The organism is Streptomyces sp. NPDC048057, from assembly GCF_040653095.1.
Taxonomy (GTDB): Bacteria; Actinomycetota; Actinomycetes; order Streptomycetales; family Streptomycetaceae; genus Streptomyces.
Genome location: NZ_JBEZNF010000013.1, coordinates 46310 through 58062, shown reverse-complemented (window position 1 = coordinate 58062; position 11753 = coordinate 46310). Strand labels below are relative to the sequence as shown.

Genomic DNA, 11753 nt, shown 5'->3' with positions numbered 1-11753 from the left:
GCGTACGCATGGACATCCGCGAATGGTCTAGTCCACAATGAATGCATCAAGAGCTTCCGCCCTCCCCGCACAGGTGGGCGGAGTGAGGTCCGGCGTTCTCTGCCCTGACTGCGCCGCGTCCTCCCCAACGGCCGCGCGAGCCCGCACACTCGCCCGGCCGAAGCACTCCGGGCTGCGGTGCCGGGCGGGTTGAGGGTCCCGCCAGGCGCCGCGGCCCGCGGGTTTTTCCAGCCCCCCTTTCCCGCCCCCGGCCCGGCCTCAGCGGGTCTCGGTGACCTTCGCCAGGGCCCGTGGGGCGTCCGGGTCCTGGCCGCGGGCGATGGTGACCTCGTAGGCCAGCAGTTGGAGCGGGAGGATCTCCACGATCGGCTGGAGCTCCTCCGGGAGGCCGTCCGTGGGGAGCACGAAGCCCGCGGACGCCGCCGCGACCTGCGCCGCGGGGCCGATCACCACCAGGTCGGCGCCCCGGCCGCGCAGCCGGTCCAGGACGGGCTGGAGGGCCGTGCCGCCCTTGCCGTCGGTGACGACCGCGATGACGGGCGAGATGTTGTCGACCATCGCGAGGGGGCCGTGCAGCAGGTCGGCGCCGGAGTACGACAGGGCCGGGATGTAGCTCGTCTCCATGAGCTTGAGCGCGGCTTCCTTCGCCGTGGGGTAGCCGTAGCCGCGCGAGGTGATCACCATGCGTTCGGCGAAGCGGTAGCGGGAGGCGAGTTGGCGGACCTCGTCCTGGCGGTCGAGGACCTGCGCCGCGAGGTCGGACAGTGCCTTGGCCGCCGCGCCGTCGCCGCCCCGCAGCCCCTCGACGAAGAGGTACAGCGCCAGCAGGGACGCGGTGTACGTCTTGGTGGCCGGCAGCGCCTTCTCGGGGCCGGCGAGGACGTCGATGTGGAACTCGGAGACCGCGGCCAGCGGCGAGTCCGGGTTGTTGGTGACCGCGAGCGTCACCGCGCCCGCCTCCCGGGCCGCCCGGGTGGACGCCACCAGGTCGGGCGAGCCGCCGGACTGGCTGACGGTGATGACGAGGACGTCCCGCAGGTCGGGCTTGGCCCCGTACGCCGTCGTCGTGGACATGGACGTCAGCCCGCACGGCAGGCCGAGCTGGATCTCCAGCAGGTACTTCGCGTACAGCGCCGCGTTGTCGGACGTGCCGCGCGCGGTCAGCAGGACGAACCGGGGTGCGCGCGCCGCGATCGCCGCGGCCGTCTCACGGATGCGCGGCGCACCCTGCTCCAGGATGCGCCGCAGCACGGCGGGCTGCTCCGCCATCTCGCCGGACATGATCCGCCCGGGGCGCTCGCTGGCCGAGTGCGGCGAGCCGGCCTGGTCCGGCGGCTGCTGCGAAGGGGCAGGCATCTGGGGGCCTCCAACAGGCGTTCCGTGCGCCGGGGCCCCGGGGCTTTGGGGCGGGGTCGAACCCCCCGCCCAAAAGCCCCGGGGCCCTCGGCACAACACTCGGACCGCGTCGGTCAGGCACCCGCTCCCTTGCCGGTGATGACCTCGGCGGCGGCGCGTCCGCAGACGCGGGCGGCGCCATGGGTCGCGATGTGCAGCGCGCCCCTCGGCCGTGACCTGTTGACGCCCATCTCGACGACGACCGTCTCCGGCCGGGCCGCGACCAGCGCGTCCAGTGCCCGTGCCATCCAGGGGTGGCGGTGGACATCACGTACTACTGCGACGATCCTACGGTCTGCCGCAGCCGCCAGCACTTCCCCGACCAGCTTCTCCGTGCCGCCGTCGGCGTTCGCAGCGTTCGCGGCGTCCTGAAGGGTGTAGGCGTCGCCCCGGGTGTCCGGGACCAGCGCGGTCAGCTCGCCCACCACGCCCCACGGCGTCTCGTCGCCGACGGCGATGTTCGCCTCGGCGGCGAAGGACGCCACGTACGGCGCCTCGGTGACGGGCTCGTACGGCCGTTCCCCCGCCGTGACGGCGACGGCGCGGCGCGCGGCGACCAGCCCCACATCGACTCCGTCGGAGCGGATGCCGGGCGCGGTCCCCTCCTGCGTTTCCGCGCCCGGCTCCGCGACGGCCTCCCGTGCCCTGCGCGCCCAGTCGGCGAGGGCGCGGACCCGCGCCGCCGCGTCGGCCAGCCGTTCCTCGGGCAGGTCGCCGTCCCGTACCGCGGTGACCAGCGCGTCGCGCAGCGCCACCACGGTCGCCTCGTCCGCGAGCCCGCCGCCGACGCAGATGGCGTCGGCGCCCGCGGCGATCGCCAGGACCGCCCCGCGCTCCAGGCCGTACGTCGCGGTGATCGCCTGCATCTCCAGGCCGTCGGTGACGATCAGCCCGTCGAAGCCCAGTTCCTCGCGGAGCAGTCCGGTGAGGATCCGCGGGCTCAGGGTGGCGGGCCGGTCGGCGTCGAGCACCGGCACCAGGATGTGCGCGCTCATCACGGCCTTGGTGCCCGCCGCGATCGCCTCGCGGAAGGGCAGCAGGTCGCGGGCGTGCAGGGTGTCGAGACCCACGTCGATGCGGGGCATCGCGTGGTGGGAGTCGACGTTGGTGTCGCCGTGTCCGGGGAAGTGCTTGACGCACGCGGCGACGCCGGAGTCCTGGAGGCCCTGGACGTACGCCACGGTGTGCCGGGCGGCGAGGGCCGCGTCGGCGCCGAAGGAACGGACGCCGATGACCGGGTTGTCCGGGTTGGCGTTGACGTCCGCGGACGGCGCCCAGTTGAAGTCGACGCCGCAGACGGCGAGCCGGCGGCCCAGCTCACGGGCGACGTCCCGGGTCAGCCCGGTGTCGTCGACCGTCCCGAGGGCGTAGTTCCCCGGGAAGGACGAGCCGCCGCGCACCTCCAGCCGGGTGACGTCCCCGCTCTCCTCGTCGATGGCGACGAGGAGGTCGTCGCGCTCGGCCCGCAGTCGGGCGTTGAGCGCGGTGAGCTGCTCGGGGGTGGTGATGTTGCGGCCGAAGAGTCCGACGCCGCCGAGTCCGTCGGCGATCTGCCGCAGCAGCCAGTCGGGGGCCGTGGTGCCCTCGAAGCCGGGCTGGAGGACGGTGAGCGCGTCCCGACTGAGCTGGTCGGTGGTCCTGAGGTGGTTGGTCGTGGTGGTCACCGCGCGTTATCCCTTCACTGCGCCGTCGGTGAGCCCCGAGACCGCCTTCCGCTGGAGGAAGACGAAGAGGATCAGGATCGGGATGGCGAAGAGCGAGGACGCGGCCATGGTGGCGCCCCAGTTGCTGCCGAAGACGGACTGGAAGCTGGACAGCCACAGCGGCAGGGTCTGGAACTCCACGTCCTTGTTGAGCACCAGGACGATCGCGTACTCGTTCCAGGCGGTGATGAAGCCGAACATCGAGGTGGACATCAGGCCCGGAGCCAGCAGCGGCAGGATGACCTTGAAGAACGCCTGTCCGCGGGTGCAGCCGTCGACCATCGCGGACTCCTCCAGCTCCTTGGGCACGGCGGCGACGAAGCCGCGCAGCGTCAGGAGGGTGAAGGGAAGGATGGAGACCGTGTAGAAGATGGTCAGCGGCACCAGGCTGTTGAGCATGTCGGCGTCGCGGGTGATGAAGTAGAGCGAGATCACCATGACTTCCCAGGGCGCCATCTGGGCGATCATGAAGCCGATGATGAATCCGCGGCGGCCCTTGAACTTCATCCGGGCCAGGGCGAAGGACGCGGCCAGCGCGATCGCCAGGGAGAACAGCACCGCGAGGATCGTGACCGTGAAGGAGTTGCGGACCAGGGTCCAGAAGTGGTCGGCCTCGATCGCGGCCTTGAAGTGCTGGATCGTCGGGTCGAGCGGGATCCACACCGGGGTGTCCGCCACGATGTCCGTCGTCTTCTTGAACGCGGTGGCGAACATCCAGTACACGGGGAACACGAAGCCGACGCAGAGCAGGACGGCCGTCACGTTGGGCCACACGCGGCCCAGCAGGGAACGCTTCATCGCTCGTCCTTCTCTTGCTTGAGAACGATCCGCAGGTGGAACGTCGTGATGAACAGCAGGATCAAGATCGTGAGGATCGCAATGGCGGCGCCCATGCCGTAGTGCTGGTTGCCGATGCCCTCGACGTACGCGTACACGGGCAGGATCTCGGTCAGTCGGTCCGGACCGCCCTGGTTGATGGCGAGGACCTGGGGCAGGGCCTTGAAGACCCAGATGATCTCCAGGAAGGTCGTCGCCAGGAGGAAGGGCTTGAGGAACGGCAGGGTGACGGAGGTGAAGCTGCGCCACATGCCGGCGCCGTCCAGGGACGCGGCCTCGTACAGCTCCTTCGGGATCGTGGTGGTGGCGGAGTACACGTAGATCGCCACGAAGGGGATCGACTGCCACACGATCAGCAGGGTGATCACGAAGAAGGTGGAGAGCTGGCTGCTGAACCAGTTGTAGTCCGCCATGCCCTCGAAGCCGATCTTGGCGAGGACCCAGTTGACGACGCCGAAGCGCTGGGCGAAGAGCCACTGGTAGACGGTGGTGGAGGCGATGACGGGCATGGCCCAGGCGAAGACGAGCGCGATCAGCAGGGCGAAGCGCATCCGCTTGCCCAGTCGGGCGAGCAGCAGACCGACGAGGAGGCCCAGCACCATGATCAGCAGGACGTTGACGCCCGTGAAGACCAGGGATCTGCCGGTGACCCGCCAGAAGTCGGAGCCGGTCAGGATCTCCTTGTAGTTGTCGACCCCGTTCCACTCGGTGAGACGCTGGATCAGCTGTCTCATGTTGAGGTTCTGGAACGACAACAGGAAGTTGTTGAACAGCGGCCACCCGAGGACGACGATCGTCACGCCGATCGCGGGAAGCATCAACAGATAGGGCAGGAGTGCGCCACCTCGGGACGCTGAGGGCTTGCCCTTGCCCTCGACGGAGACCTTCGATACCTCCGTCGGGCCTGAAGGCGGCCTTTCGGTCTGCACGGTCATGCTCGTCATCTCTTCACTAGGCGCCGGGGGGAACGCAGTGGGCGGCCGGGGCGGGGGCGTCTTCGGCCCCCGCCCCGGCCGCGAGCAGAACTACTGCTTCTGAGCCAGGCGCTTGTTGAACTCGCCCTCGACCTGCTTGGCGGCGTCCGCCGGCGACTTACCGTTCAGCACGGCGGTCAGGTAGGTCTTGATCGGGTTCGGCGCGTTCTCGACCGCGGCCCACTCCGGGATCAGCGGGGTGGTGCCACCGCCCTTGGCGGACGGCGCGGCGGCCTCGGCCACCGGGTTGCCCGTCAGGTTGGAGTTCAGCGACTCCTTGTTCGGGATGACGCCGCTGGCCTTGGACAGGCCGCCCATGTACTTGTCGGAGAGGATCAGCTTCAGGAACTCCTTGGCGAGCGCCTTGTTCTTGCTGCCCTCGGCGACGGCGAGGTTCGAGCCGCCGAGGAAGACGCCCTCGGGCTTGTCGGCCGTCTCACCCGGAATGGTGAAGTAGCCGATGTCCTTCTCGATCTTCGGGTCGGCCTTGACGGCCGTACCGGCCTCCCAGCCCATGCCGATGAAGGCGCCGGTGTTGCCCTTGGCGAAGATCTCGGCCTGCTGCGGGGTGGCCTCGTCCTTGTCCTTGGGGGCCTGGGAGTACGACTGGAGCTTCTTGTACTCCTCGGCCGCGGCGACGACCTTCGGGTCCCCGAGGTTGGAGACGTACTTGTCGCCGTCCTTCTTCACCAGCTCGCCGCCCTGACCGATGACGAGGCCGACGAAGTGGTACCAGTTCTGGCCGGGCAGGTAGATCGGCTCCTTGCCCTTGGCCTTGATCTTGTCGAGCGCGGCGTAGAACTCGGCGCGGGTCTTCGGCGGCGCGGCGATGCCGGCCTCGGCGAAGATCTTCTTGTTGTAGAGGACGACGCGGTTGGCGAACCACCACGGCACGGCGTACTGCTTGCCCTCGAACTGCGCGCCCTCGTTGAAGTTGGCGGCCCAGTCCTTGCCCACCGCGTCCTTGACCTCGGCCAGGTCGGCGAGGCCGCCGCTCTTGGCGTACGCAGAGGTCTGGGTGTTGCCGATCTCGAAGACGTCCGGCGGGTTGTCCTCGGAGAGCGCGGTGGTGAGCTTCGGCTGGATGCCGGTCCACTGCTGCTCTTCGAACTTCAGCTTGGCGCCGGTCTTCTGCTCGAACTCAGTCGTGAGATCCTTGAGCCACTGGTCGGGCGTGGACCCGTCCATGGCCCAGAACGTCAGGGTCTTGCCCTTGAAGTCCGCCGGGTCGCTGGAGCCTTCGTCCTTCTCGTTGTCCGAACCGCACGCAGCAATGCTGACCAACATGCCCGCGACGCCGATCGCCGCGATGAGCTTGCGCTTCACGCCACCCTCCTAAGGGATGCCTGCCACCCCCGCCCACCACGAAGCCACACGTACGTCATACGCGAAGTACTACTGCCTGGGGCTGGGACCTGGTCTTTAATGGTTTAGACCAGTACCGGGAGCTTGGCCTAGACCTTTAGGGCTGTCAAGGCTCGATAAACCTGCCTATCCAGTCCGTTACCGGAACGACATCTGGGCATGATCCGGGCAGGGTTCGGCCGCTCTCCCGCCCCGCGTTCCGCCCGGCGACATGGACTAGACCAACCCTAGTGCCCACGGTGTATAAGAAGCAGTGGTGTCGCCTGGAACGGTGCCAGGAACACGACCTGGCAGGAAGCCGGGGACGACGAGGGTCACTCCCCGGGACCGGCCCGTGCCACGATGTGAGCCGCGACAGACGGAGGAGCCGGTGACGGCAGCAGCGCAAGCGCAGGAGTCGGGAAGGCGGGCCATGACGACGGACGGGGTGGGTACGGAGACCGAGGGCGGGACGCAGACCCGCACGGCACGCGTACCCAAGTACTACCGCCTGAAGCGACACCTCCTCGACATGACGGAGACCCTGCCGCCGGGCACTCCCGTGCCCCCGGAACGCACGCTCGCGGCCGAGTTCGACACCTCGCGCACCACGGTGCGCCAGGCCCTCCAGGAGCTGGTCGTCGAGGGCCGGCTGGAGCGCATCCAGGGCAAGGGGACGTTCGTCGCCAAGCCCAAGGTCTCCCAGGCGCTGCAACTGACCTCGTACACGGAGGACATGAAGGCCCAGGGGCTGGAACCGACGTCCCAGCTGCTGGACATCGGCTACGTCACCGCGGACGACACCCTCGCCGGGCTGCTCGACATCACCACCGGCGGTCGGGTGCTGCGGATCGAGCGGCTGCGGCTGGCGAGCGGCGAGCCGATGGCGATCGAGACGACGCACCTGTCGGCGAAGCGCTTCCCGGCGCTGCGGCGCAGCCTGGTGAAGTACACCTCGCTGTACACCGCGCTGGCGGAGGTGTACGACGTCCACCTCGCGGAGGCGGAGGAGACGATCGAGACCTCCCTGGCGACCCCGCGGGAGGCGGGGCTGCTGGGTACGGACGTGGGCCTGCCGATGCTGATGCTCTCGCGCCATTCGCTGGACGAGCGCGGCGAGCCGGTGGAGTGGGTGCGGTCGGTGTACCGCGGCGACCGCTACAAGTTCGTGGCGAGACTCCGCCGCCCCCAGGACTAGCCGCACCTTGTCTTCGAAGCCCCCCGGCGCACCGGGGGGCTTCGCGCTGCGCGCACCGTGACACATCCGCCGCTTCCCTGCGGGCCGGCTGGTCTCCGCGGCCCGGCGCCGGGCTTGTCACGCAGTTCCGCTCCTGCGCCCGAAGGACGTGGGCCCAGAGCCCTGAGACACACTCGCCGGATTCCTGCGGGAGCATCGGTCTCCGCGGATGCGTTGCGGTTGTTCGCGCAGTTCCCCGCGCCCCTGTTTCGCCGCCCCAGTCGCCACCCTGCGGCGCGCCTGTGGCGTGCCGCACGACTCCCCCTCCGAAGCCGACAGACATAACGACGAGGGTCGACACAACAGGAACGCTGGAGGTCCCCCCACGCCCTCTGGGCGTAAGGACGGAACCGTGCGAGCAAGCCGCAGACGGGCCGCGGAGGGCAGCGTGGCCGGGGGCGGAGCGGCGAGGGCGGCGGGGTTGCGGCCCCAGCGGACACGGTGGCACGACACAACATGTGGGGGCTACCTCCAAGCACCGCCCCCACATGTATGCTCATCTCGCTGTCACCGCAGAGGAATCCGGTGCGAATCCGGAACTGTCCCGCAACGGTGTGCTTCCGCATGCTTCGTCATGCCGAGCGAGTCCGACCGTCTGTCGACAGCGCGCCCGGCTCGTCCGACCCGGGTGCCCAGACGTCCGGGCCTCGCGGTTGGGCCGGTGGACGCCGTACGCGCCGTCGGCCTGCGCAACGCAGCGGCAGCGCGTCCCGGCACGCCCACTTCCCCCGCGCCGCCCGTGAGCCGAGCGAGGGAGAGCACCACGTGACCATCGCGCCAGCCGATCCGGCTTCAGGCACCGCCGAGCAGCTTCCCGGGCAGCCGACGCCGGCCGCCCGGCCGACCGGGCCCACGCCCCCCGGAGCAGCCGCCGCGGTGCCCGAGGACGGCCCGGGGACCGCGCTCCTGCGGACCCTGACCGACCTCACGGCCGATCTGCCGGACACCGACCCCGGCCGGGTCGCCGCCGCGGCCCTGCGCGGTCGGCACGCCGGGTCGGACGCGGCCGAACTCCACGGGCTCGCCACCGACGCCGCCGCGGGCCTCATCTCCGAGGACCCCGCCTACTCGCGCCTCGCCGCCCGCCTGCTCGCCCGCACCATCGTCGCCGAGGCCGCCGGCCAGGGCTCCGTGTCGTTCTCCGACTCCGTCAAGGTCGGCCACGACGAGGGCCTGATCGCCGACCGCACCGCCGGGTTCGTCGCACTGCACGCGGAGCGCCTGGACGCCGCGGTCGACCCGGTCGCCGACGACCGCTTCGGCTACTTCGGCCTGCGCACCCTCTACAGCCGCTACCTGCTGCGCCACCCCATCACCCGTCAGGTGATCGAGACCCCGCAGCACTTCATGCTCCGGGTGGCCTGCGGACTCGCGGAGGACGACGGCGTACGCGCCCTGGACGAGGTCGTCTCGCTGTACGGGCTGATGAGCCGGCTCGACTACCTCCCCTCCTCCCCCACGCTCTTCAACTCCGGCACCCGCCATCCGCAGATGTCGTCCTGTTACCTCCTCGACTCCCCCCTGGACGAGCTGGACTCCATCTACGACCGCTACCACCAGGTCGCCCGGCTCTCCAAGCACGCCGGCGGCATCGGGCTGTCGTACTCCCGCATCCGCGCCCGCGGCTCCCTCATCCGCGGCACCAACGGCCACTCCAACGGCATCGTGCCGTTCCTGAAGACCCTGGACGCCTCGGTCGCCGCGGTGAACCAGGGCGGTCGCCGCAAGGGCGCCGCCGCGGTGTACCTGGAGACCTGGCACGCGGACATCGAGGAGTTCCTGGAGCTGCGCGACAACACCGGCGAGGACGCCCGGCGCACCCACAACCTCAACCTCGCGCACTGGATCCCGGACGAGTTCATGCGCCGGGTCGACGCCGACGCCGAGTGGTCGCTGTTCTCCCCCGCCGACACCCCCGAGCTGGTGGACCTGTGGGGCGAGGAGTTCGACGCCGCCTACCGCGCCGCCGAGGCGAAGGGCCTGGCCCGCAAGACCATGCCGGCCCGCGAGCTGTACGGCCGGATGATGCGCACCCTCGCGCAGACCGGCAACGGCTGGATGACCTTCAAGGACGCCGCCAACCGCACCGCCAACCAGACCGCCGAGAAGGGCCACACGGTCCACTCGTCGAACCTGTGCACCGAGATCCTCGAAGTCACCGACGACGGCGAGACCGCGGTCTGCAACCTGGGCTCGGTCAACCTCGGCGCGTTCGTCAAAGACGGCGACGTCGACTGGGAGCGGCTGGACGCCACCGTCCGCACCGCGGTCACCTTCCTCGACCGGGTCGTCGACATCAACTTCTACCCGACCGAGCAGGCCGGCCGCTCCAACGCCAGGTGGCGCCCGGTGGGTCTGGGCGCCATGGGCCTCCAGGACGTCTTCTTCCAGCTCCGGCTGCCCTTCGACTCCGCCGAGGCGCACGCCCTGTCGACCCGCATCGCCGAGCGGATCATGCTCGCCGCGTACGAGGCGTCCGCCGAGCTGGCGGAGCGCCACGGCACCTTCCCGGCCTGGGAGAAGACCCGCGCCGCCCGCGGCGTGCTGCACCCCGACCACTACGACGCCGAGCTCAACTGGCCCGACCGCTGGGCCGCGCTGCGCGAGCGCGTCGCCCGCTCCGGGATGCGCAACTCGCTGCTGCTCGCGATCGCCCCGACGGCGACGATCGCGTCCATCGCCGGCGTGTACGAGTGCATCGAGCCGCAGGTGTCGAACCTCTTCAAGCGCGAGACCCTGTCGGGCGAGTTCCTCCAGGTGAACTCGTACCTGGTGGCGGACTTGAAGAAGCTGGGCGTGTGGGACGCCCAGACGCGGGAGGCGCTGCGCGACTCCAACGGCTCGATCCAGGGCTTCTCCTGGGTCCCGGCGGAGGTCCGCGAGCTGTACCGCACGGCGTGGGAGATCCCGCAGCGCGGTCTGATCGACATGGCGGCGGCGCGCACGCCGTTCCTGGACCAGTCGCAGTCGCTGAACCTGTTCCTGGAGACGCCTACCATCGGCAAGCTCAGCTCGATGTACGCGTACGCCTGGAAGCAGGGCCTGAAGACGACGTACTACCTGCGCTCCCGCCCGGCGACCCGGATCGCCCGCGCCGCGAGCGGCACCACGGCCGCCGTCGCGCCCGTTCCCGCGCAGACCACCGCCGAAGAGGCGGTCGCCTGCTCCCTCGAAAACCCCGAGTCCTGCGAGGCATGCCAGTAATGTCCGACACGTCCACCCCCAAGCGCACCCAGAACCTGCTCGACCCGGGCTTCGAGCTGACCCTGCGGCCGATGCGCTACCCCGACTTCTACGAGCGCTACCGGGACGCGATCAAGAACACCTGGACCGTGGAGGAGGTCGACCTCCACTCGGACGTCGCCGACCTCGCGAAGCTCACGCCGAAGGAGCAGCACCTCATCGGGCGGCTGGTCGCGTTCTTCGCCACCGGTGACTCGATCGTCGCCAACAACCTGGTGCTCACGCTGTACAAGCACATCAACTCCCCCGAGGCGCGGCTGTACCTGAGCCGTCAGCTCTTCGAGGAGGCCGTGCACGTCCAGTTCTATCTGACCCTGCTGGACACCTACCTGCCCGACCCCGAGGACCGGGCGGCGGCCTTCGCTGCCGTCGAGAACATCCCCTCGATCCGCGAGAAGGCGCAGTTCTGCTTCAGGTGGATCGACCAGGTCGAGAAGATCGACCGGCTGGAGACCAAGGCCGACCGCCGTCGCTTCCTGCTGAACCTGATCTGCTTCGCGGCCTGCATCGAGGGCCTGTTCTTCTACGGCGCCTTCGCGTACGTGTACTGGTTCCGCTCCCGCGGCCTGCTGCACGGCCTGGCGACCGGCACCAACTGGGTGTTCCGCGACGAGACCATGCACATGAACTTCGCGTTCGAGGTCGTCGACACCGTCCGCAAGGAGGAGCCGGAGCTCTTCGACGACGAACTCCACCAGCAGGTCACCGACATGCTGAAGGAGGCGGTGGACGCGGAGCTCCAGTTCGGCCGCGACCTGTGCGGCGACGGCCTGCCGGGCATGAACACCGAGTCCATGCGCGAGTACCTCCAGTGCGTCGCCGACCAGCGGCTGGTCCGGCTGGGCTTCGCCCCGGTGTACGGCTCGGAGAACCCGTTCTCCTTCATGGAGCTCCAGGGCGTCCAGGAGCTGACGAACTTCTTCGAGCGCCGCCCGTCGGCGTACCAGGTCGCGGTGGAGGGCTCGGTCTCCTTCGACGACGACTTCTGATCCCGTACGCACGCGAACGCCCGGCCGGGGC

The 11753-nt window shown here is 69.8% G+C and carries 8 protein-coding genes and 1 riboswitch; of the genes, 3 read left to right on the top strand and 5 right to left on the bottom strand.

Annotation, left to right across the window (positions count from 1 at the left end):
* Window positions 1-258 precede the first annotated feature (258 nt).
* The 5 genes from AB0E05_RS16935 to AB0E05_RS16915 all read right to left on the bottom strand — a co-directional run bounded on the left by AB0E05_RS16935 (window position 259) and on the right by AB0E05_RS16915 (window position 6235).
* The gene (locus AB0E05_RS16935; protein ID WP_361964329.1) at window positions 259-1281 is read right to left on the bottom strand and encodes an SIS domain-containing protein; all 1023 of its coding nucleotides are present in this window, start codon (window positions 1279-1281) and stop codon (window positions 259-261) included.
* A 188-nt stretch (window positions 1282-1469) separates the two neighbouring features.
* Entirely contained in the window at window positions 1470-3059 is a 1590-nt protein-coding gene (locus tag AB0E05_RS16930; protein ID WP_361963981.1) for a glycoside hydrolase family 3 N-terminal domain-containing protein, read from the bottom strand.
* A gap of 6 nt (window positions 3060-3065) precedes the next feature.
* Window positions 3066-3896 carry a carbohydrate ABC transporter permease gene (locus AB0E05_RS16925; RefSeq protein WP_361963979.1) on the bottom strand — a complete coding sequence of 277 codons (831 nt, stop codon included), beginning with the start codon at window positions 3894-3896 and terminating at the stop codon, window positions 3066-3068.
* Entirely contained in the window at window positions 3893-4870 is a 978-nt protein-coding gene (locus AB0E05_RS16920; protein WP_361963977.1) for a sugar ABC transporter permease, read from the bottom strand. Before AB0E05_RS16920 ends, AB0E05_RS16925 begins: the two co-directional genes overlap by 4 nt.
* A gap of 90 nt (window positions 4871-4960) precedes the next feature.
* Window positions 4961-6235, bottom strand: coding sequence for an extracellular solute-binding protein (locus AB0E05_RS16915; protein WP_361963975.1), 1275 nt, complete (start codon window positions 6233-6235; stop codon window positions 4961-4963).
* Window positions 6236-6686: 451 nt separating this feature from the next.
* Here AB0E05_RS16915 and AB0E05_RS16910 point away from each other — a divergent pair, with 451 nt between their 5' ends.
* The 3 genes from AB0E05_RS16910 to AB0E05_RS16900 all read left to right on the top strand — a co-directional run bounded on the left by AB0E05_RS16910 (window position 6687) and on the right by AB0E05_RS16900 (window position 11722).
* Entirely contained in the window at window positions 6687-7451 is a 765-nt protein-coding gene (locus tag AB0E05_RS16910) for a GntR family transcriptional regulator (protein WP_361963973.1), read from the top strand.
* A 556-nt stretch (window positions 7452-8007) separates the two neighbouring features.
* A riboswitch (cobalamin riboswitch) is annotated at window positions 8008-8082 on the top strand.
* A 284-nt stretch (window positions 8083-8366) separates the two neighbouring features.
* A complete protein-coding gene (locus AB0E05_RS16905; RefSeq protein ID WP_361964327.1) occupies window positions 8367-10694 on the top strand; it encodes a ribonucleoside-diphosphate reductase subunit alpha in 2328 nt (775 codons plus the stop codon).
* Window positions 10685-11722 (top strand): ribonucleotide-diphosphate reductase subunit beta, encoded by a 1038-nt coding sequence (locus tag AB0E05_RS16900; protein WP_361963971.1) that lies wholly within the window; start codon window positions 10685-10687, stop codon window positions 11720-11722. The genes AB0E05_RS16905 and AB0E05_RS16900 overlap by 10 nt, the downstream gene beginning before the upstream one ends.
* Window positions 11723-11753 lie beyond the last annotated feature (31 nt).

Excerpts from the sequence above, each read along its gene's own strand:
- AB0E05_RS16920 (WP_361963977.1), bottom strand. The coding sequence starts at position 4,870 with ATGACCGTGCAGACCGAAAGGCCGCCTTCAGGCCCGACGGAGGTATCG.
- AB0E05_RS16935 (WP_361964329.1), bottom strand. The coding sequence starts at position 1,281 with ATGTCCGGCGAGATGGCGGAGCAGCCCGCCGTGCTGCGGCGCATCCTG.
- AB0E05_RS16925 (WP_361963979.1), bottom strand. The coding sequence starts at position 3,896 with ATGAAGCGTTCCCTGCTGGGCCGCGTGTGGCCCAACGTGACGGCCGTC.
- AB0E05_RS16900 (WP_361963971.1), top strand. The coding sequence starts at position 10,685 with ATGCCAGTAATGTCCGACACGTCCACCCCCAAGCGCACCCAGAACCTG.
- AB0E05_RS16910 (WP_361963973.1), top strand. The coding sequence starts at position 6,687 with ATGACGACGGACGGGGTGGGTACGGAGACCGAGGGCGGGACGCAGACC.